Raw genomic sequence first — 21,030 nt, 5'->3', positions numbered from 1 at the left:
TTAGTAAGACCCATAACTTAAAATACTAGTGCTTTTTTTATCTTCACCATATGAAGGTGATTTCAACGAATATAGGGGACGCTGTAACTTTTGATTGGAACGGTGAAAAAGAACAAACGGGTATCTTCAAATACCCTACTTCTAAAGGTTTATTCTTAACCAAAAATGATGTGAAAGATGACACTGTAATTGACCGTGTTCATCATGGTGGTGTTAATAAAGCATGCTATCTATTTTCTGCCGATTATTACGATTATTGGAAGAATTTATATCCAGATTTAGAATGGGATTGGGGTATGTTCGGTGAAAACCTAACCGTAGAAGGTCTTGATGAATCTAAAATTCGCGTAGGCGATATTTATAAAATCGGAAACGTACTTGTTCAAGTATCGCAACCCCGTGAGCCTTGTTATAAATTAGGCATCCGTTTTGGCACTCAGAAAATACTTAAAGAATTTATTACCCATAATCACCCCGGCACATACGTGAAAGTTTTAGAAGAAGGTCATGTAAACGCAGGCGATGAAATAACTTTAGTTGAGCGGTCTACAAATGCATTGACTTCTCAGCAATTTTATGAACTAATGTTCGCAAAAGATAAATCTAAAGACTTGCTAGACTTGTTCATGACAAATGAATCTGTCCCTCAATACAAAAAGGACAGATATTTAAAATACCTATCTTAATTTTAATATATAATTTAATGAAAAAGCTATTTATATTATTTGCCTTAATTACTGGGCTAAATACCGAAGCGCAATTAAAACCCAATTCTGAGGTTACTACCAACCCTACTATTCATAACATTGGCTTTATTACGCTATTGGCGCATTATTATGAAGATGGATTAAAATTGAATCCCCTAATCGCCACTTTTCAAGGTAATAATAGTTACAATGATACCTTACCTAACTTTCTTTCAGATGACTATAATAAAGAGCTGAAAAATTATTACACCAGTTATTTAAAAAAAGCTGAAAAATTTGACAACGCTCAACTTTCTGAAAGTGAGCAAATGTCCAAATCTATATTAAAATGGGAATGTCAAGTAAATTTAGAAGGTCTTGCTTTTGAGCAATATACTCCTATTGACCAAATGTGGTCTATGAATTTGATGATGGGTCAATTAGCTGGTGGCACAAGTGCACAACCATTTAATACAACAGAAGATTATGTTAACTGGAGCAAGCGTTTAGAAGACTATGTAGTTTGGTTACATTCTGCAAAAACTAAAATGCAAGAAGGTATAAAAGTTAAAAATGTACTTCCAAAATCTCTTATCAAAAAAGTATTACCGCAATTAGCAAGTGTGGCAGACGCTAAGTTGGAAGAAAACTTGTTCTATTCTCCTCTTAAAAACTTTCCTGCTGAGTTTTCTGAATCAGATAAATTAAGATTGATAGAAGTTTATAAGAACATTATCAACAACGAAATTATTCCTGCATATAAAGAGCTTCATAATTTTATGGCTACCGAATATCTTAATGCCGGTAGAGAAACCAGTGGCATACAAGGTATACCTAATGGTGATGCATTCTACGCTCACCAAATTAAACTGTATACGACAACTACTATGTCTGCCGATGAAATTCATGAAATTGGACTAAAAGAAGTTGCAAGAATTAGTGCTGAAATGGAAGCCGTAAAAAAACAAGTTGGTTTTAAAGGAGATTTGAAAGCATTTTTTGGGGAGGTTCGCAATAAAAAAGAACTAATGCCTTTTACCGATCCAGAGCAGGTTATTGCAAATTTCAATGATATTCATAAAAGAATGATGCCCAAGGTAAATGCCCTATTCAGCAAACAACCTAAAACACCTTTCGAAGTAAGACGTACCGAAGCTTTTAGAGAAGCTTCTGCTAGTGCAGAATATAACCCCGGTTCCTTAGACGGTACCAGACCTGGTATTTTTTATGTTCCTATACCAGATGTTACTTCGTATAACACTTATTCTGATGAGGACTTATTTTTACATGAAGCAATTCCTGGACATCACTTTCAAATTTCCCTAACTCAAGAGAACGAAGATTTACCACAGTTTAGAAAATCTTTATGGTATAGTGCTTATGGCGAAGGATGGGCTTTGTACACAGAATCTTTAGGTAAAGAATTAGGTCTTTATAAAGATCCTTACCAATATTTTGGAATGTTGGGTGCAGAAATGCATCGTGCCGTTCGTTTGGTTGTTGACACAGGTCTTCATTCTAAAGGATGGTCTAGAGAAAAAGCTATTCAATATTCTTTAGACAACGAAGCAGAATCTGAAGCTAGTATAACTGCTGAAATAGAAAGATATATGGCAAACCCAGGTCAGGCGTTATCTTATAAAATTGGTCAACTTAAAATTATGGAGTTACGCGCTAAAGCCGAAGCTAATTTAGGTAGCGATTTTGACATAAAGGTTTTTCACGAAAAAGTACTTGAACTTGGTTGTGTACCATTGGCGCTACTTGAAGAACAATTAATGAAATGGATTTCAGCGAACACTAAAGCTTAAATTCCATTTTCCAAAAATAACTTATGGCATATCCTTGGCATTTATATCTAATGGGCGCAATTTATATAATTGGCGGAATCTTGCATTTTATTAAACCCAAGGTATATTTAAGAATTATGCCACGGTACCTGCCTTTTCACAAACCTTTAGTCTTATTAAGCGGTTTAGCAGAAATCATTTTTGGTTTTGGTCTTTTTTTCAAAGTAACTAAAGACTTCTCCATTTATGGTATTATAGCTATGCTCGCGGTATTTTTATTAGTACACTTTTATATGTTGTCTAGCGAGAAAGCAAGTGCAGGTTTTCCTAAATGGGTTTTACTTCTAAGACTACCATTACAGTTTGCTCTTATGTATTGGGCATTTATATATTTAAAAGTATAGAAAACAAAAAAGGGGACGCTCCCGTCCCCTTTTTAAAATCAACTTAAATCAACTTAATTAACAACAAACTCTTCAGTATATGTTTTACCAGCAGACTTCACTGTTACCGTGTAAGTTCCTGGAAAAGCATCTGTGAAATTGAATGCTTTTTCAACAATCATTTCATCTGCTACTTCTTGTGTAAATACTGTTCTACTTTCTGTATCGTATACCTTAATAGATAATTTAGATTTATCTAAGTTTAAGTAGTTCATGAAGATCATATTATCAGTCTTTCTAAAGAAAGGCTTGATATCTTCATCAGACTCTACGATTCTCACATCATTGTTATCTAAAACAATTGTATATGAATATTCTGTCATGTTATTATCGGCAGATAGGAAATAAACACCATCTGTTAAATCTTTAAGGTTTAGTTTCTTGCTAAATTGTCCCTCGCTCATTTTTTCTGAATAAATAACATTTAAATCAGAATCCATTAACTTAACCTGAACGCCATTTACTGAAGCATCCATTGTTAAAACCACACTCTTGGCTTTACCTGCAGATAATAGGTTTAATTTTGGCTCTCTTGCCATGCCTGCTACTGTAGCTAACATAAAGGCAACAACTGTTGTGAATTTTACTAGGTTTTTCATAATAAATTATTTTAAGGGTTAATGATAATTTACACTGCAAACATACAGCCGATGTAAAGCTCTCACTACATCATATTTTCCCAATTTATGTGCTATTTTAACCACTTCACATAACCTTTCTTACCCCTATGTTAAGATTACATAGATTTTAGTTAATTTTGCAAAGAACAACTAAAATTAGATGTTTAATTTTATACTGTAACCCCTAAGTATTATGCTAAAAAATAAACCTACATTCGAAGCTATTGAGCCAGACTTTGGTCATTCTTTCACTTATCAGAAATTTGATGAGCATAAACTGAATAAAAATAATCTTTGGCATTACCACCCAGAACTAGAATTGGTTTATGTAAATGGTGGTTCTGGTAAAAGACAAATTGGTAGTCATGTATCTTATTATACAAATGGAGACCTTATATTAATAGGAAGTAATCTTCCACATTGCGGATTCACTGATGCCCTTACCGGTAATACCAGTGAAACTGTTGTACAGATGAAAACCGATTTTCTAGGAACCGATTTCTTTAAGATTCCTGAAATGAGGAAAATTGAAAGTCTTTTTAATAAAGCTAGTGGCGGAATTGCCTTTTCTGGTAAAACGAAAAGAAAGATTGGCGATAAAATGGAAGTGTTAGAATATCAAACAGATTTTCAACGTCTTCTTTCTATCCTTAATATATTAAATGACCTGGGCAATTCTGATGATATGCGCTTATTGAATGCTGAAGGATTTTCTTTTACTACCGATGTAAAAGACAATGATCGTATTAATATAGTATTCAATCACGTAAAGAGTAACTTTCGTGAAGAATTAACGCTAGAAGAAATATCAACTATGGTAAGTATGACCATACCGTCTTTCTGTAGATATTTTAAAAAAATGACGAATAAAACGTTTATACAATTTGTAAACGAGTATCGTTTAGTACATGCCTCTAAACTTTTGGCAGAGAAACCAATGAGCATTACAGAAGTTTGTTTTGAATGTGGATTCAATAACTTTTCGCACTTCAATAAATCGTTCAAGGCATTTACCGGTCAAAATCCGTCGGAATATAGAAATGAACTAAAAACTATATTGGTATAAGTTTTTACCTTATATATAGCATTAAACAATAGTAAGCTTCTAGTTGGTATCTACACATACTAATTAGAAGCTTTTTTTGAGGTACAAAAAAGTTGATATGTATTATTGCTAATTTATGTTCATGTAGTACCTTTATATCGCTATGATTAAAGAATTTACAGAAAGAGAATTAGACCGTATTATTGAAATGGCATGGGAAGACCGTACACCATTTGAAGCCATTACTTTCCAATTTGGTATTAGCGAACAAGAGACTATCGAAGTCATGCGTCGCGAAATGAAACCAAGTAGTTTTAGAATGTGGCGTAAACGCGTTCAAGGCCGTACTACTAAACATGCCAAACTTAGATCAGATGAAATGGACCGTTTTAAATGTTCTAGACAACGAAATATAAGCGGCAATAAAATTTCTAAAAGGTAATTTAGAATTACTTAAACGCTTCGTTTAGTACCGCTGCAAGACGAACTCCGCCTTTTTGCAATTGATTGGCAGCAGTATCCCACCAATCATAACTATAACGGTAACTCAATTTTTCGCCCGGCTCAACTGAAGCATATAGTTTTTCTGCCAATAAATGCGACTCTTCCACCCAGTCCAATAAACTGCCGTCTTGTAAAAATTTTATCTGTTGCTTGGACATTTTTGGATATTCTGAGGCAAGTTCAGTAAAACTCATACCGTTTTCATTGATAAGGTTAGAATCCCAAACTCTATGCAAATTGGTTCCACTACCAAACCATTGTAATTGTATATCATTTCCGCCTTTATCTTCTTCCCTACCTACGTGCATAGGCTGGTGTAAATCACCAATTAAGTGCACTAGAAATTTCAAATAGAAAGCTTTATCCTCCTTTCTACTATTTTTATCTTTTATAATTTCTAAACAGGTATTAACGCCTTGTACCAAATCGCCATATTCGTTCTTCTCTATTTCTGCGTATGTTTTACCAAAAGGAATATTTACATAGTGCCAAGCGCTGAACTTACGATATGCACGATCCGATTTTATTTCATCTCCAAAATTAGCAACCGCAGCCAAGCTTTCTCCCTCCAATAACTCTGATATAGCACGTTTTGCTTTCTTACTTAAATGCTGTTCAGCAACTTCCCCTACTACCCTATGTCCTGTCTTTGACCAATACATATCATTTGCAAAGGCAAAATTCGTCACTAAAAACAATAAAATAATACTAATCTTCATCTCTAAAATTTTGCCCAAAAATAGTACAACAAATTTTAAGCTATTGTTAAAACTTGGTAAGATTGAATTTATATCTGAACTTGCACAAATGAAGAAGAAGACGAGAAAACCATCTAAACGAAAAAGAAGTATTTTTAAGGTACTAGGTATAGGAGTACTATGCCTATTTGCTCTTTTTTTAATTTTTGTTGGTAGTGTAAACCTCGGATTATGGGGAAAGATACCATCTAAAAAAGAACTCTCTAGCTTTCAATATCAAATGGCATCTGAGGTTTTTACTGCAGATAGTGTTCTTATTGGCAAGTATTATTTATATGATAGACAGCCAATTACTTTCAATGATTTTCCTGAACATTTAAAGCATGCTTTAATCGCTATTGAAGATGAACGCTTCTATGAACATAATGGTATTGATATTAGAAGTCTTATTCGTGTAGGTTTTAAAACCATTCTTTTAGGAGACAATTCTTCTGGTGGCGGTAGTACATTAACCCAACAATTGGCGAAGAACCTTTATCCGAGGAAAGAAAGAAACAAAACAAATATCATAGTAGATAAGATCAAGGAAATGATTATTGCCAAAAGGCTCGAGAAAATATTTACAAAAGATGAAATTCTCACCAATTACCTAAATACAGTTTCTTTCGGCGATAATACTTTTGGTATTGAAAGTGCCGCTTTAAAATTCTTTAATTCTCGTACTACAGATATTTCCGCACCACAAGCTGCTACCTTAGTGGGCATGCTTAAAGCAACTTATGGGTATAACCCCAGAGTATTTCCGGATAAAAGTTTGGGCAGACGTAATTTGGTACTACGGGCAATGTATAACAACAATTTTATCTCAGAAGAACAAGTTGCTCAATTCTCTCAAGAAGGGTTAAATCTCGACTACCGAGAGTTTGACTATAATGCGGGTATTGCGCCATATTTTAGAGAAGAGGTGCGTAAAGAAATGTTACGTTGGATCAAAGAACAAAATGAAAATAATACTGATTACAATATCTATACATCTGGATTAAAAATTTACACTACCCTAAACTATAAAATGCAAAAACTGGCAGAAGAAGTTATGGTAGACCACATGTCTAAATTACAAAATAGTTTTGAAAAGAGTTATGGTAAAAATGCGCCCTGGCTAAAAGATAAGAACCTAATGCAAAAGATAGCCAAACGAACTCCTTCCTACAAAAGATTGCAAGAATCTGGGTTATCTCATGAACAAATTATTGACAGCTTATCTAAAGACAAGAAAAAAAGAACTTTTAATTCTTGGGAAGGTGATGAAGAAGTTACTGCTAGCACAATGGACAGTATACAGCACTATACCAAATTCTTAAATACAGGTTCTTTAGCCGTAGACCCAACAAATGGAGACATCTTAGTTTGGATTGGCGGTATAAATTTTGAACAATATAAATATGACCATATTTCTCAAAGCAAACGGCAGGTTGGATCAACGTTTAAACCAATCGTTTACACCACTGCCGTAGAGCAAGGCGTTTCTCCGTGCACATATTTTTCTGCAGAAGAAATTGAATATGATAATTTAAAAGGTTGGTCTCCTTCTAATTCTGGAAGTAAAGACGAAGCTTACCTCAACTATTCTATGGAAGAGGGTCTTAGTAATTCAATAAATACCATTGCAGTAAAAGTTTTAGAGAAAGCCGGTATTGGAAATGTTTTAGAAATGGCAGCGGCAATGGGTATTGAAGATAAATTACCCAACGAAGCGTCTATTGCTTTAGGTACGGGAGAATTAAAAATTATCGATTTAGCCCAAGCATACACAAGCTATGCAAATAATGGCAAGCACATTAAACCCAATTTGATAAAGAGTATTTCTAATCATAAGGACTCAATTTTAGTCGAATTTCAATCAGAATTGAGTAAAAAATCCGCTTTTTCTAAAGAAACTGGTCAAATTATGATTGAAATGATGAAATCCACAATTAATGATGGTACAGCATCTAGGCTAAGAACTACGTACGGACTAAAAAATGATATTGCCGGTAAAACCGGAACTACTCAAAATAATAAAGATGCTTGGTTTGTAGCCCTTACCCCAAAACTAGTGCATATAACATGGGTTGGTTTGGATCAACACGAAATAGGATTTAGTAATACTAGTATAGGACAAGGTGCAAATGCTGCCTTACCCCTATTTGGACTTTGGATGAAAGAACTGAATAAAGACAAAGATTTTTATAACTATACAAAACCTAATTTTCCAAACCCATCATCTTCAGTATTAGAATCATTGAATTGCGACCCCGTAAAACGAGATGGATTCTTTAAACGCCTCTTTAAAAATCCGAATAAAAAGAAAAGTAAAAAGTTTAATGGTTGATCGATTTATTAATCAATTTCAATTAAACTGTAATTCGTGTTATTTAATTTGATATATTTATGATATCAATTTAATATCATAAATTATGAAAATAGAAAAAACCCACAAAGCTCAAAATGGTTACTTAATGCTTTTTGTTGCTTTAGCATTATTAATTGGAGGAATAGCACTATTAAGAATTTATGTTGGTGCCTTTATGATTGTTGCCGCATTGATTATGTGTGCAGGTTTTGTATTGGTAAATCCAAATAGCTCAAGAGTTTTGCTATTATTTGGCAAATATGTGGGTACAATAAAAGAAAACGGTCTTTTTTGGACGAATCCTCTATATACTAAAAGAAGAATTTCTTTGAGGGCAAGTAACTTTGATAGTGAGCGACTAAAAGTAAACGACAAGTTAGGTAACCCAATAATGATAAGTACTATATTGGTTTGGCGTGTTACCGATACCTATAAAGCTGCCTTTGATGTAGATGATTACCAAAATTTCGTTCGCGTACAAACAGATGCAGCTGTACGTAAATTAGCGAGCATGTACCCTTATGATAATTTTGCCGATGAAGGTTTAGATGAAGATATAACCTTAAGATCAAGTGTTAATGAAGTAAGCGAAGCATTAGAACAAGAAGTACAAGAACGTTTATCGATGGCCGGCATAGAAGTTTTGGAAGCTAGAATAGGATATTTAGCATATGCTCAAGAGATTGCAAATGCCATGTTACGTAGACAACAAGCTACCGCAATAGTTGCCGCAAGACACAAAATTGTTGAAGGAGCCGTAAGTATGGTAGAAATGGCTTTAGAAGAATTGAGCAAGAAAAATTTGGTAGCTTTAGACGATGAAAGAAAATCTGCGATGGTTAGTAACCTAATGGTTGTACTTTGTTCCGATAAAGATGTAGCTCCTATTGTTAATACTGGGACTTTAAATCATTGATCAGATTTCTTAACCTAATGGTTCCGAATTAAGAATATTGAAAAGTTTAATTTCTAAATGAGTAAGAAAAAACCTTTTGCATTACGTGTTAACGAAGAGATGCTGCAAGCTATTGAGAAATGGGCTGCAGATGAATTTCGTAGCACTAATGGGCAAATTGAATGGATGTTGATGAAAGCTTTAAAAGAAGCAAAGAGAGAACCTAAGCAAAATAAACCAAAATGAGTTTAGCACGTATTTAATCAAACAAAATGTTAAATTTGGTCAACTACCAGACTATGACCAAAATGACCAAATATTTAAGTACACTTGTACTTGTGCTTCTTTGCTTTTCTGCACATACCCAAACGAAAAATAAATCATTCGTTGTTAAAAAAGTTAATGTTGAAATAACACCAGACGGAATCTTAGATGAACAGAGTTGGTCTACAGCAGATCAGGCTAATGATTTTTGGCAATACTTTCCCCTAGACACCGTACAGTCCAAAAAACAGACCGAAATTAAAATGTTGTATGATGATGACAACCTTTATGTTGGCATTACTGTCTATACAGCTGGTAAAGATTATTCCATTCAATCTTTAAAGCGAGATTTTAGAGCTGGTAACAGTGATAACATTACGTTACTTTTCGACACGTTTAATGATGGTAACAATGCTTTTCTTTTTGGTATAAACCCATACGGAGTTCGCCGTGAAGGTCTTGTTTCTGGTGGTGGATTAAATTTAAACGGATTTACTATCTCATGGGATGTAAAATGGCGTGGGGATTCTAAAATTTATGATGATTACTACACCGCGGAAATGGTTATACCCTTAACTGCTTTCAAATTCAAAGAAGGTGAAAAAAAGTGGAGATTTAATAGCTATAGATTTGACACCCAATCTAACGAGAACAGTACTTGGATGAATATTCCTCAAAACCAGAATATCTATGGTCTAACCTTCATGGGAGATATGGTTTTTGAAAAGCCTTTAGGAAAATACAGTACTCCCCTAACCGTTATTCCTTATGTGAATATGATTTCCCAAAAAGATTATGAATTAAACGATGGCAACACCAATATAAAAGCTGGTGGAGATGCCAAGGTTGCTATTGGTAATAGTATGAACTTAGATATTACGGTCAACCCAGATTTTTCTCAGGTAGAAGTAGATGACCAAATAACTAACTTAACGCGTTTTGAGGTTTCTCTTCCTGAGAAAAGACAATTTTTTATCGATAATAGCGACCTATTTGGCAGTTTTGGTGGCGGTAGAGATGCCAATCCTTTTTTCTCTAGGCGTATAGGAATTGCTAAAGATACAGCCGACAATTCTATTGAGAACAAAATTATTGGTGGTGTTCGTTTAAGTGGTAAAGTCACCAAGAGCCTAAGACTAGGCTTTCTAAACCTGCAAACTGGTGAAGACCTAGAGGAAAATATTGCCTCCAACAACAATACCATGCTAGCTCTACAGCAATCTATCTTTGGTCGTTCTAACATTGGTATGTTCTTTATTAATAGACAAACTTTTGGAGATTACGAATTTCAAGATCCCGAAGACCGATATAATAGAGTAGCTGGTATAGATTACAATCTAATTTCAAATAACAATATTTGGAACGGTAAATTCTATCTGCATAAATCATTTGCCCATAATGCAGGAAAAGCAAATCTTTCATCCGGGGCGTTTATGCAATACAACTCTAGAAACTGGAACTTTTTTGAAGACATGGTGTATATTGGTGAAGATTTTAGATCTGATCTTGGTTTTATTCGTAGAACCGATATTTTTAAAGCAGCCACCATGGTAGAACGTGTATTTTGGCCGGAAGACAGTGCACTACAAAGTCATAGTTTTCAATTTTTCCCAGTTATGACATGGAGTCCGGAAAATGACTTTTTACATACAGATTATGATTTAATGGGTGCTTGGGAATCCAAATTCAATGATCAGTCAGAAATCAATGTTTCCTACACACATTCATATACCTATCTCTTTGAAGAATTTGACCCAACAGATTTGGATGATGCTATACCGTTACCTGGTCTATTAGGTTACCATTATAACTATGTTTCATTAGAATATCAATCAGACAGTAGAAAAAGGTTTGCATATTCTGTTGCGCCCACCATGGGTAGTTTTTATAATGGCGATAGATTTTCATTAAGTGCTGAAATGTTTCTAAGGTTTCAACCAAAGGTATTTTTATCTCTAGCTATGAATTATGACAGAATATCACTACCGCAACCATATTCAAGCACCGATATTTGGCTTATTAGCCCAAAAATAGATGTTACCTTTAGCAAATCTATATTTTGGTCTACACTGGTACAGTATAGTAATCAAAGAGATAATTTAGGGGTCAACTCTCGTCTACAATGGCGTTTTGCTCCCCTATCCGATTTATTTATCGTGTATAATGATAATTATTTCGTCAACTCTTTTGAGCCAAAATATCGTTCCATAAATTTAAAACTCACTTACTGGTTAAATATCTAGAATGAAGTATAAAATTTTGTGTTCAGATTTAGACGGAACTTTACTTTCTACTAAAAGTGATGTTTCTAAAAATGCAATTGAACAAATTAATAAAATAAAAAACGAGACTAAGATCATACTTGTTTCTGCTAGAATGCCAAGTGGTATGCGGTATATTCAAGAAGACTTAGGTATTACCGAACAACCTATTATTTGTTACAATGGAGCTCTAGTCTTATCTGGAAACACAGAACTCACTTCAGTTTTTATTCCTACGGATATTTTAAAAGAAATTTACAAGCTATGCAACGGACTTGAAGCGGATTTAGGATTATACTTCAATAATGAATGGTATGTACCAAAAACTTCATTAAGGGTTGAAAAAGAAATCAAATACACAAAATCTACGCCTGTATTTCAAGATACCGAGCATACATTAAGTAATTGGGAAAAACGTAACATAGGTGCCCATAAAATTATGCTCATGTGTACCAAAGCAAGTGCCGATACTTTAATGCCTACTCTTCAACAGGAATTAGGTGTAGCTCTCAACCTATATCGCTCTAATGATACGCTTATTGAAATCGCACCAAAATCGGTATCAAAACTCTCGGCAATTAAAGCGTTGATGAAAGAAGATGAGACTTTAAATGATATTATCGCTTTTGGCGACAATTACAATGATATTGAAATGCTTGAAAATGTTGGCTTCGGTGTTGCCGTTGCCAATGCTAGAGAAGAAGTAAAAGCAATTTCTAATCACATCACTCTAGAAAATACAAAAGATGGTGTAGCCCATTATATTGCAGAAAACTTGGTTATTTAACTATATTTGAAAATAGCAACTTATCAAAATATTTATGCCATACCTTCTTGTACAACCATTAATTTCAAATGATACGGTAGTCTTTGGACTGTTAGCTCTATGTTTAGGATTCATCTTTTACACATCAAGTTTAAAAACCGGATTTTGGAGTAAATTTTACGCTATTGTACCTGCAGTACTTATGTGTTACTTACTACCTGCCATACTAACCAGTACAGGTATTATTTCTGATGAAATATCTAATCTGTATTTTATGGCTAGCAGGTACTTACTGCCAGCTGCCCTAGTTCTAATGACACTTAGCATAGATATTAAGGCCATTTCTAATTTAGGTTCAAAAGCAATTATCATGTTTTTGACAGGTAGTATGGGTATAATCATAGGTGGACCTATAGCTATATTAATTGTAGCTATTTTTTCTCCCGATACTGTAGGCGGTAACGATTTTGATGCTATTTGGAGAGGGTTATCTACTATTGCAGGAAGCTGGATCGGTGGTGGAGCAAACCAAGCTGCTATGTTAGAAATTTTTCAATACAATCCTGAAAAATATGGTGGCATGGTATTAATTGATATCGTTGTAGCTAATGTTTGGATGGCGATAGTATTATTAGGTGTAGGTAAAACAAAACAGATTGATAAATGGTTGAAAGCAGATACCTCTGCCATTGAAACCTTAAAAATAAAAGTAACCGAATTTACTGATAAAATTACTCGAGTACCTACGTTAAATGATTATATGATAATGTTGTCATTAGCTTTTGCCGCCGTAGGATTAGCGCATTTTTTTGGCGACCATATCAGTACATTTCTTACCAGTACATTTGACGCGGTAAGTGATCAAAAAAGTTTCCTTTCCTTCTTAGGTTCTGCTTTCTTTTGGATGGTTGTTATTGCTACGGGTTTAGGGATAGCACTTTCCTTTACCAAAGCAAAAAATTATGAAGGTGCAGGCGCCAGTAAAATTGGCGGAATGTTCATTTATATTTTAGTTGCAACAATAGGTATGAAAATGGATTTAGGAAAAGTACTAGAAAATCCAGGATTGATAGCCGTAGGATTTATTTGGATTACCATACATGCAGGTTTAATGATATTAGTGGCTAAACTTATTAAAGCACCTTACTTCTTTTTAGCGGTAGGTAGCCAAGCCAATGTTGGTGGTGCCGCATCAGCTCCAGTAGTGGCTGCTGAATTTCACCCATCATTAACATCTGTTGGAGTACTTTTAGCGGTATTAGGTTATGTTGTAGGAACCGGTGGAGCATTACTTTGTGCTTACCTAATGGAAGTAGCTTCAAGTCTATAAGTATTCATTGTTACTAAGAAAATAAGGCTTGGCGTTCTTTATTATCAAATTTTATAGATATTTGCGCCCTAAATAAAAAGAATGAAAAAAATATTATTTGTTGTTACTGCATTATTGGTATTAAGTTCTTGCGGCGATAACCCAGATGAAACATTAATTGTAAACGGAAAAGTAAAAGGTCTAAAAAAAGGAATGCTTTATTTACAGCATGTGCCTGACAGTGTTTTAGTTACCGTTGATTCTGTTGCTATAAATGGAGATGGTAATTTTTCTTTCAAAACCAAATTATTGAGTCCTGAGGTATTTTACTTATACTTAAATAAAAAGGATAATAACGATATTAACGACCGTATTACTTTTTTTGCCGAACCAGGAACCATAACTATCAATACCGATTGGAACACTTTTGATACTACAGCGGAAATTAGTGGCTCTGAAACTCAAGAAAAACTTGAGGAATTTAGAAAGAACATGACTGGGATAAATAAGAGAAATATTGAAATAATGATGAAAGCCGCTCAGTCAGAAAATCAACTTAGCCAAGTGAGCATAGATTCTTTACAAAATATTAGTAATAGAAATACACAACGTGGTTATGCTTTTGCCATCAACTTTGCACTTAACAATAAATCATCTTTCATAGCACCATATATTGCTTTAAAAGAAATACCGGATGCAAATGTTAAATACTTAGATTCAATCTACAGTGTTTTATCACCAGAGGTAGCAGCGTCTAAATATGGTAAGGAATTGGCTACGCTATTAAAGAAGAATTAAATAGAGAAGACCACTTTGTTACAATAAAAAAAGCATCCTAAACTTAGGATGCTTTTTTAGTTTTTAAATAGTCTTAAGACTAAGCTAACTTGTTTAGGTCTTCAACCAATTTAGTTGCTTTTTTCTCTAAGTCCATTCTTACTTCTTTAAAATGTGCTTTTTTATTCTCAACATCATTTTTGTTGACTTTAGCTACTAACTCATCAAATGAAACAATTGCCTCATCTATGATAGCAGTACCTTCTTTTGAATGAGTAGTACCATTGGCAGCCTCAACTATATAAACACCTTCTATAATGTCACCAAGAACATTATTAATATCTTTCTTTAAATTTTTAATACTTGCCATCTCTAATTATTTTTTTGCAAAAATACAATTTTTGAATTGCCATACGGTTAATTAAGCCTTAAATAGTAACTTCTAACAGTTTAGCTCCCGTAGATTGTAATGTTATTTTATTGGTAGAAGCCGGTAACAAGGCTGTTTCACCACTTTTAATAGATACTTCCCCTTCCGCTGTATGAATTGACGCTTCACCACCAACGCACATAAATATGGTAAAAGAATCTCTTTGCGTTGTATCTAGTTCTAAATTTTCTGTAAGTTCTATGAAGTTTGTTTTAAAGTATGGGCAATCCACCATTGTATTTACCTCATTCTTATTATGACCATAAGAGACTTTAAAATCATCTTTCTTTTCATAATCGACTGCATCCAACGCTAACTCAGTATGCAATTCACGAAGATTACCATCTTTATCCTTTCTATTAAAATCAAAAACACGGTAAGTAACATCTGAAGTTTGTTGAATTTCTGCTAACATTACCCCTGCTCCAATAGCATGAATTTTACCTGTATTTATAAAAAAAGTATCTCCTTCTTTAACTTGCTCATAATTAAGAAGATCAAGCAAGGTATCATTAGCAATACTTTCAGCATATTCTTCTTTGGTAACATCTTTGTTAAAACCAACAATTAGTTCAGCTTTAGGATCTGCATCCATAATATACCACATCTCCGTTTTACCAAAAGAATCATGACGCTCTTTTGCCAACGCATCATTTGGGTGTAGTTGTATAGATAAATCTTGTTTAGCATCAATAAACTTAATTAAAATCGGAAATTCCTTTCCAAAACGCTCAACAACACTTTTTCCCAATAACTCTTCTGCATTAGAATCTATAAGTTCTTGGAGTGATTTGCCTTCTAAGCTACCATTTGCAATTACAGAAATGTCTCCTTTAACAGTAGACAACTCCCAACTTTCTCCAGTAATATCACTTTCAATAGGTTTACCAAAAACCTCTTTTAACTTGGTTCCTCCCCAAAGTCTTTCTTTTAAGATTGGTCTAAATTTTAAAGGATGTATCATCGTGTATTTTTTATTGGTCAATTTGATTAGGTTAAAAACGTAAATTCGAGATTATTCTTGCAGTAATGTAATTAATTTATCCCGAGAACGTTACAAAATTTCTTGGAGTTTCATATAGCACCACTTCTAAATCATGTGACTTTGTTATGTGCTGTCTTAATCTCTTCCAAATAATAACGGCAATATTTTCTGCAGTTGGGTTTAAGCTTTTAAATTCCTCAACCTCAATGTTTAAATTTTTATGATCTAAATAGTCTTCAATCTCTACTTTGATCAGATCTTTTAACACCTTCATATCCATAACAAAACCAGTTTCAGGATCTATCTCTCCGGTTACACTTACTATCAATTCATAGTTATGCCCATGAAAATTAGGATTGTTACATTTTCCAAATATTTCAGTGTTTTTACTATCGTCCCAATCTTTTCTATACAAACGGTGGGCAGCATTAAAATGTGCTTTCCTACTAACTTTTACTTTCATTATTTCGCTGGTATATTAAATAAGTGTTCGTAAAATTTCTCAAATATAATTTTAAACCAAGCTGTGTAATCATCAGGATTATTAGCAATATCTTCTTTAACCAATTGCGGAGACATCCATTTCCAAGCTTCTACCTCTTCTGGATTTATATTTGGTTCTGAATTAAAACTACCCAACATAACATGATCATATTCATGCTCGGTTAATCCATTATCAAAAGGAGCTTTGTAAATAAAGGAGAATAATTCTTTTAACTCCGCTTGAAAACCCATTTCTTCTTGCAGTCTTCTTTTACCGGCTTCAATATTAGATTCGCCAACACGTTGATGACTACAACATGTATTTGTCCATAATAATGGAGAATGATATTTAGATGCCGCACGTTGTTGTAACATGATCTCACCCTTATCATTGGTTATGAATACAGAAAATGCTCTATGTAAGACAGCCTTTTCATGGGCTTCCATTTTGGGCATAGTTCCTATTTGCTCGTTATTTTCGTTTACGAGAATTACCTGTTCTTCCTTCATTAGGTAAAAATAAGGCGTTTAACTTATTTTACGAAAAGTAGAACATATAATAATACGTTAATAGGAAAAATTAGAAGAAACGTGGAGATTTGAGGTTGTTCTTGGTCGTAATAAAATCATATCTGAAAATTACTTCAAATGAACCATCGTTGAAAGCTGCATTACCTAGTTCGGTAGTTTCCTTGTCGTAAGCAATACCAATTAAGAATTTATTGGACACATTAAAGCCTGCCATACCACTAAAAGCGGCATCCCATCTGTAGGCTGCTCCTAAAATAAATTTATCATTAAACATGAAATTTGCAGATAAGTCGACCTGTAACGGTGCACCTTTTACCGCTTTGGTAAGTAGTGCCGGTTTAAATTTTAAAGACTCATTTAAATCCCAAACGTACCCCGTAATTAAATACAAGTTCATTTGTTCTTTAGCTGTAGATAGGTTGGTTTCTTGAAAATGTGTTGTTTCTAAAAAACGAGGTACTGACAATCCTAAATAGAATCTTTCGGTATGATAGTATACACCAGCCCCAATGTTAGGAGAAAGCCTGTTATCTATATCTTGCTGCAAAGTAGGATCTGTAGTATATTGATTTAATTCTGAAAACCTAACATCCAACAAGTTAGCACTCGCTTTTAAACCAAAACTTAATCTGCCTTCCGTTGAAGTATAAACGGTATAAGAAAAATCAATATCAAAATTGGTTTCTGACGTTGGTCCTATTTCATCATTAACTATTGACACACCTAAACCTACCCCCCTATACCCTATAGGTGAGTGTGCATTAAAAGTCTGTGTTGTTGGCGCACCATCTAAACCTACCCATTGCGATCTATGTAAGGCACCAATACTAATATGTCCTCGAGAACCGGCATAAGCAGGGTTTACACTTATGGTGTTATACATGTACTGCGTATACTGTGCGTCTTGCTGTCCATAAGAAAATACTCCAAAGCAAAGTGCCACAATAGCGACAACTTGCTTTAGTACCTGTATTTTATTATTGAATATATATTTTGAAAACATTGTTCTTATCTATTTATATATATGTAACCAGAAAGCGTTTCTGTTTCTCCATTAGGTAGTTCATAATCTAGAATATAGAAATATGTACCTACTGGTAACTTACGATCAACATCTACCGTAACTCTTCCTTCAGATGTTCCGTCAAACACATTACCCTCTGTATTATACGCCCTTGTCATATAGACTGATACACCCCATCTGTTATAGATTTTCAATGTATTATTCGGATAGTTCTGTAATCCGTCTATTCTTAGAACATCGTGTATACCATCACCATTAGGTGTAATAACGTTGAAAACTTCGATTTCTTCTTCTAGCTGACCTAAATCTGAATCTAAGTAGTTAGGTATGCCGTCACCATCAGAATCATCGTCTACATAGTCACCGTTCAGGTTAATATCCTCATCACGGGTCTCAATGCCATCATCGTCATCATCGGTATCCCTGTAATCAGATTCCTCATCACCATCGGTATTTGGCAATTGTGCGTAAGGATCATCAATTTCATCATTGACATCTATATCAACTGAAATAGCACCTTCATATCCGTCATCAAGTCCGTCATTATCTTTATCAGACCCTATTCTTACTACATCTGTAATACCATCGTGATTGTAGTCATGAGCTTCAATAGCATCCAATACATTATCATTATCACTATCCTCATCTAAATAATCAGGTAGGTTATCTCCGTCTGTATCCACAGGAAACAATCCAGTTAAACCATTAGCTTCATACGCATCATCTAACCCGTTGGTATTCGCGTCGATCCCTGAAGGCGGAATGTAATCTGCCGTCGCCTGAGCTTCAACATTATCTGGTATACCATCGCCGTCAGCATCGATATCTAAATAATCTGGGAAGCCGTCACCATCAGAATCTGTTGGGTCGGTAGATGGGTCATTATCACCATCTAAATTCAGATCTTCAAAACTATCAACGATACCATCATCATCACTATCCATATCAACACCTAAAGGATTAATAAGAATTGTTATGGTAGATGTGCTACAATTACCAACTGCATCACAAACCGTATAATCAAAAGCATCTGTGCCTAAGTAATTATTATTAGGGAAGTATGTTGGAATATCGTCAGATGGATCATTTGGTGTACCATTATCATCAACAGTTACCGAACCATTTGTTGGTTGCGTTACGCTAAATGTACCATCTGTAGGTAAATCATTATCGTTTACTTGCCATGTATCAATAGCTGTAATTGCATTGATATCAATTGCAATTGAATCATCGTTAGTATCTAATATTGGTAATACTTCTATAGTTACGGTTGCCGTACTACAATCTCCATAAGCATTACAAATGGTATAGTCAAAAGTATCTGTACCATTAAAATCTACATCTGGAGTATAAGTAACAATATCATCCATTGGATTGTTTGGCGTACCACCATCATCAATTGTTACCGAACCATTAGCTGGATTTGTAGTTGTTAGAGCACCTACATCTGGTAAATCGGCATCATTATCATAAATATCAATAACGACAGGAACTTCTTCGTCTGTTGTAACCAAATCATCTTCTAAATCTGCCGCTTGTGGTAAACACACTACTGTAAAATTAGGAAGACTGAACGTATTACCCGCTTTAGTAACAAGTGCCGTATACTTTACCACAGCATCTGTTGCAATGACCATTGGTCTTAGCTGATCACCTACTAAGGGTGGACTCCAATTTACCGAGGCTGTACTGGGCACATTAGAAGTAATATCCATCGTTACTTCATTGTCTGGATTATTACAATCCGTTACAATGAAATAACCTGTAGCATTAGAACCACATAAGGTACCATCATATGTTGCAAAGTAAATACCTGGTTGGGTTACTTCGTAAAAAGAATCTGTACCAAGTACCGTTACCGTGTCTGAAGCTTCATACCAACGAAAGTTATTTTGATCACTATCCGTAGGTGCCTGAAGTAAGAACTGGGCATTAGATACCAATACCCCCAGTATCGTAGTAACGATACTGAGAAATATGGTTTTATATATATGCGTTTTTTTCAAATCGATTTGGGATCTAAGCTTTATTAAGCTAATTATTTGGCTACAAAAACTACATTAATCAATGTATTATAATCCGTTGGTGCAGCAATAACATCATAAGTCATTTCACCTAATGCATCAACACTAACGTTAGCAAAAACAGTAGGATCAAAATACGTAACATAATAATATAATTCAGTATTGGCATACGTTGGTATTGCTGCTGGTGCTCCTGCACTAACTACTGAAGGCGTACCATATTGAGATAAGTATTCTGCATGTAAATCTATTGTTCTACCAGTACCCGTTGTCGCCACATCTACCTCTATAGAAGGCGGATAAAAAATATCAGGTCTTGTATTGGCTATCAAATATGGATCAGCTGATGTACCTGTACCACTTACACTAATATCTGTGTCTGGCGCAGCTTCTACAATCGTTTCTGCACCGTTTGCTGTTGGTACAGATAAGTTATAATTAATACCCGTTTGTGTAACTGTTACAGAACCATTTGTTGATGTTATTGTCTGTATTTCGTTATTTGAATTATTATCATTATCTGCGATTGAAACTGTACCACCACCATTAGACAAAGTTATATTCGTACCTGACTTAGATAATGTTTGAAGCTCGTTTGATGCATTTGAATCGGCATCATTTACATTTAAAGTAATAGCATTACCTCCTGTAATTGATATTTGACCAGCAGCACCTGTTGTTGCTAATGTTTGATCATCCGTTGCCGGATCACCTGCTGGACCTTGGGGACCTGTTGCGCCATCCTGACCATCCTGACCTGCTGGACCCTGAGGACCTACCGGACCCTGTGGCCCTGCTGCACCATCCTGACCGTCTTGTCCTGCCGGACCTTGTGGTCCTGTTGCGCCATCCTGACCATCCTGACCTGCTGGACCCTGGGGACCTGCCGGACCTTGTGGTCCTGTTGCTCCATCCTGACCATCCTGACCTGCTGGACCCTGGGGACCTGCCGGACCTTGTGGTCCTGTTGCTCCCGTTGCTCCGGTGGCACCATCGTTTCCATCGGCTCCCGCTGGACCTTGTGGTCCCGTCGCACCGGTGGCACCATCGTTCCCATCAGCTCCCGCTGGACCTGCCGGTCCTTGTGGACCAACTTCTCCTTG

At 35.0% G+C, this 21,030-nt stretch carries 21 protein-coding genes; 12 read left to right on the top strand and 9 right to left on the bottom strand.

Annotated features, from left to right (window positions below; translation table 11 throughout):
- Positions 1-50: 50 nt before the first annotated feature.
- From BM296_RS18045 to BM296_RS18035, 3 genes are read left to right on the top strand one after another with little or no spacing between them, the layout of a single operon-like run.
- A complete protein-coding gene (locus BM296_RS18045; protein ID WP_091905341.1) occupies positions 51-686 on the top strand; it encodes an MOSC domain-containing protein in 636 nt (211 codons plus the stop codon).
- A 17-nt stretch (positions 687-703) separates the two neighbouring features.
- Positions 704-2,497 carry a DUF885 domain-containing protein gene (locus BM296_RS18040; RefSeq protein ID WP_091905338.1) on the top strand — a complete coding sequence of 598 codons (1,794 nt, stop codon included), beginning with the start codon at positions 704-706 and terminating at the stop codon, positions 2,495-2,497.
- A gap of 23 nt (positions 2,498-2,520) precedes the next feature.
- Complete coding sequence (locus tag BM296_RS18035; RefSeq protein WP_091905335.1) at positions 2,521-2,880, top strand: DoxX family protein; 360 nt, start codon at positions 2,521-2,523, stop codon at positions 2,878-2,880.
- 53 nt (positions 2,881-2,933) lie between these two features.
- Here BM296_RS18035 and BM296_RS18030 read toward each other — a convergent pair whose 3' ends face one another.
- Positions 2,934-3,518: a T9SS type A sorting domain-containing protein gene (locus BM296_RS18030; protein WP_091905332.1), complete on the bottom strand. Its 585-nt coding sequence runs from the start codon at positions 3,516-3,518 to the stop codon at positions 2,934-2,936.
- Positions 3,519-3,732: 214 nt separating this feature from the next.
- Between BM296_RS18030 and BM296_RS18025 the strand changes: the two genes are divergently transcribed.
- Together BM296_RS18025 and BM296_RS18020 are read left to right on the top strand one after the other, a co-directional pair.
- A complete protein-coding gene (locus BM296_RS18025; RefSeq protein WP_027067826.1) occupies positions 3,733-4,605 on the top strand; it encodes an AraC family transcriptional regulator in 873 nt (290 codons plus the stop codon).
- A 142-nt stretch (positions 4,606-4,747) separates the two neighbouring features.
- Positions 4,748-5,026: a TIGR03643 family protein gene (locus BM296_RS18020; protein ID WP_091905329.1), complete on the top strand. Its 279-nt coding sequence runs from the start codon at positions 4,748-4,750 to the stop codon at positions 5,024-5,026.
- 7 nt (positions 5,027-5,033) lie between these two features.
- Here the strand turns inward: BM296_RS18020 and BM296_RS18015 are convergent, their stop codons facing one another.
- Positions 5,034-5,807 carry a S1/P1 nuclease gene (locus BM296_RS18015; RefSeq protein WP_091905326.1) on the bottom strand — a complete coding sequence of 258 codons (774 nt, stop codon included), beginning with the start codon at positions 5,805-5,807 and terminating at the stop codon, positions 5,034-5,036.
- An 88-nt stretch (positions 5,808-5,895) separates the two neighbouring features.
- Here BM296_RS18015 and BM296_RS18010 point away from each other — a divergent pair, with 88 nt between their 5' ends.
- The 7 genes from BM296_RS18010 (at position 5,896) to BM296_RS17980 (ending at position 14,471) form a co-directional block, all read left to right on the top strand.
- The gene (locus BM296_RS18010; protein ID WP_091905587.1) at positions 5,896-8,157 is read left to right on the top strand and encodes a transglycosylase domain-containing protein; all 2,262 of its coding nucleotides are present in this window, start codon (positions 5,896-5,898) and stop codon (positions 8,155-8,157) included.
- An 85-nt stretch (positions 8,158-8,242) separates the two neighbouring features.
- A complete protein-coding gene (locus BM296_RS18005) occupies positions 8,243-9,094 on the top strand; it encodes an SPFH domain-containing protein (protein ID WP_027067830.1) in 852 nt (283 codons plus the stop codon).
- 57 nt (positions 9,095-9,151) lie between these two features.
- Positions 9,152-9,319: a type II toxin-antitoxin system antitoxin gene (locus BM296_RS18000; RefSeq protein ID WP_091905323.1), complete on the top strand. Its 168-nt coding sequence runs from the start codon at positions 9,152-9,154 to the stop codon at positions 9,317-9,319.
- A gap of 62 nt (positions 9,320-9,381) precedes the next feature.
- Positions 9,382-11,580: a DUF5916 domain-containing protein gene (locus BM296_RS17995; protein WP_091905583.1), complete on the top strand. Its 2,199-nt coding sequence runs from the start codon at positions 9,382-9,384 to the stop codon at positions 11,578-11,580.
- 1 nt (position 11,581) lies between these two features.
- Positions 11,582-12,385, top strand: a complete 804-nt coding sequence (locus tag BM296_RS17990; protein ID WP_091905320.1) for a Cof-type HAD-IIB family hydrolase — start codon at positions 11,582-11,584, stop codon at positions 12,383-12,385.
- Positions 12,386-12,419: 34 nt separating this feature from the next.
- On the top strand, positions 12,420-13,694 hold the full coding sequence (locus BM296_RS17985; RefSeq protein WP_091905317.1) for a DUF819 family protein: 1,275 nt from the start codon (positions 12,420-12,422) through the stop codon (positions 13,692-13,694).
- Positions 13,695-13,775: 81 nt separating this feature from the next.
- Complete coding sequence (locus BM296_RS17980; protein ID WP_091905315.1) at positions 13,776-14,471, top strand: DUF4369 domain-containing protein; 696 nt, start codon at positions 13,776-13,778, stop codon at positions 14,469-14,471.
- A 79-nt stretch (positions 14,472-14,550) separates the two neighbouring features.
- On the opposite strand, the gene BM296_RS17975 is transcribed toward BM296_RS17980, so the two are convergent.
- The 7 genes from BM296_RS17975 to BM296_RS19725 all read right to left on the bottom strand — a co-directional run.
- On the bottom strand, positions 14,551-14,820 hold the full coding sequence (locus tag BM296_RS17975; protein WP_027067835.1) for a hypothetical protein: 270 nt from the start codon (positions 14,818-14,820) through the stop codon (positions 14,551-14,553).
- 58 nt (positions 14,821-14,878) lie between these two features.
- On the bottom strand, positions 14,879-15,841 hold the full coding sequence (locus BM296_RS17970) for a type I phosphomannose isomerase catalytic subunit (protein ID WP_027067836.1): 963 nt from the start codon (positions 15,839-15,841) through the stop codon (positions 14,879-14,881).
- Positions 15,842-15,920: 79 nt separating this feature from the next.
- Positions 15,921-16,328, bottom strand: a complete 408-nt coding sequence (locus tag BM296_RS17965) for a 6-pyruvoyl trahydropterin synthase family protein (RefSeq protein ID WP_091905312.1) — start codon at positions 16,326-16,328, stop codon at positions 15,921-15,923.
- The gene (gene idi, locus BM296_RS17960; RefSeq protein ID WP_027067838.1) at positions 16,328-16,858 is read right to left on the bottom strand and encodes an isopentenyl-diphosphate Delta-isomerase; all 531 of its coding nucleotides are present in this window, start codon (positions 16,856-16,858) and stop codon (positions 16,328-16,330) included. Before idi ends, BM296_RS17965 begins: the two co-directional genes overlap by 1 nt.
- Before the next feature lie 70 nt (positions 16,859-16,928).
- Positions 16,929-17,882 carry a PorP/SprF family type IX secretion system membrane protein gene (locus BM296_RS17955; RefSeq protein WP_091905309.1) on the bottom strand — a complete coding sequence of 318 codons (954 nt, stop codon included), beginning with the start codon at positions 17,880-17,882 and terminating at the stop codon, positions 16,929-16,931.
- A gap of 5 nt (positions 17,883-17,887) precedes the next feature.
- Complete coding sequence (locus tag BM296_RS17950; protein WP_245787050.1) at positions 17,888-19,909, bottom strand: T9SS type B sorting domain-containing protein; 2,022 nt, start codon at positions 19,907-19,909, stop codon at positions 17,888-17,890.
- A gap of 32 nt (positions 19,910-19,941) precedes the next feature.
- Positions 19,942-21,030, bottom strand: a 1,089-nt coding sequence (locus BM296_RS19725) for a collagen-like domain-containing protein (protein WP_218157901.1), incomplete at its 5' end; no start/stop codon positions are given.

The organism is Maribacter stanieri (genome assembly GCF_900112245.1).
GTDB lineage: Bacteria > Bacteroidota > Bacteroidia > Flavobacteriales > Flavobacteriaceae > Maribacter > Maribacter stanieri.
Note: the sequence above shows the minus strand (reverse complement) of the source record. Positions and strands in the feature narration are given on the sequence as shown.

Bases quoted from the DNA above. Each gene is read 5' to 3' on its own strand.
- BM296_RS18045 (WP_091905341.1), top strand. From the start codon at position 51: ATGAAGGTGATTTCAACGAATATAGGGGACGCTGTAACTTTTGATTGG.
- BM296_RS18040 (WP_091905338.1), top strand. From the start codon at position 704: ATGAAAAAGCTATTTATATTATTTGCCTTAATTACTGGGCTAAATACC.
- BM296_RS18035 (WP_091905335.1), top strand. From the start codon at position 2,521: ATGGCATATCCTTGGCATTTATATCTAATGGGCGCAATTTATATAATT.
- BM296_RS18030 (WP_091905332.1), bottom strand. From the start codon at position 3,518: ATGAAAAACCTAGTAAAATTCACAACAGTTGTTGCCTTTATGTTAGCT.
- BM296_RS18025 (WP_027067826.1), top strand. From the start codon at position 3,733: ATGCTAAAAAATAAACCTACATTCGAAGCTATTGAGCCAGACTTTGGT.
- BM296_RS18020 (WP_091905329.1), top strand. From the start codon at position 4,748: ATGATTAAAGAATTTACAGAAAGAGAATTAGACCGTATTATTGAAATG.
- BM296_RS18015 (WP_091905326.1), bottom strand. From the start codon at position 5,807: ATGAAGATTAGTATTATTTTATTGTTTTTAGTGACGAATTTTGCCTTT.
- BM296_RS18010 (WP_091905587.1), top strand. From the start codon at position 5,896: ATGAAGAAGAAGACGAGAAAACCATCTAAACGAAAAAGAAGTATTTTT.
- BM296_RS18005 (WP_027067830.1), top strand. From the start codon at position 8,243: ATGAAAATAGAAAAAACCCACAAAGCTCAAAATGGTTACTTAATGCTT.
- BM296_RS18000 (WP_091905323.1), top strand. From the start codon at position 9,152: ATGAGTAAGAAAAAACCTTTTGCATTACGTGTTAACGAAGAGATGCTG.
- BM296_RS17995 (WP_091905583.1), top strand. From the start codon at position 9,382: ATGACCAAATATTTAAGTACACTTGTACTTGTGCTTCTTTGCTTTTCT.
- BM296_RS17990 (WP_091905320.1), top strand. From the start codon at position 11,582: ATGAAGTATAAAATTTTGTGTTCAGATTTAGACGGAACTTTACTTTCT.
- BM296_RS17985 (WP_091905317.1), top strand. From the start codon at position 12,420: ATGCCATACCTTCTTGTACAACCATTAATTTCAAATGATACGGTAGTC.
- BM296_RS17980 (WP_091905315.1), top strand. From the start codon at position 13,776: ATGAAAAAAATATTATTTGTTGTTACTGCATTATTGGTATTAAGTTCT.
- BM296_RS17975 (WP_027067835.1), bottom strand. From the start codon at position 14,820: ATGGCAAGTATTAAAAATTTAAAGAAAGATATTAATAATGTTCTTGGT.
- BM296_RS17965 (WP_091905312.1), bottom strand. From the start codon at position 16,328: ATGAAAGTAAAAGTTAGTAGGAAAGCACATTTTAATGCTGCCCACCGT.
- idi (WP_027067838.1), bottom strand. From the start codon at position 16,858: ATGAAGGAAGAACAGGTAATTCTCGTAAACGAAAATAACGAGCAAATA.
- BM296_RS17955 (WP_091905309.1), bottom strand. From the start codon at position 17,882: ATGTTTTCAAAATATATATTCAATAATAAAATACAGGTACTAAAGCAA.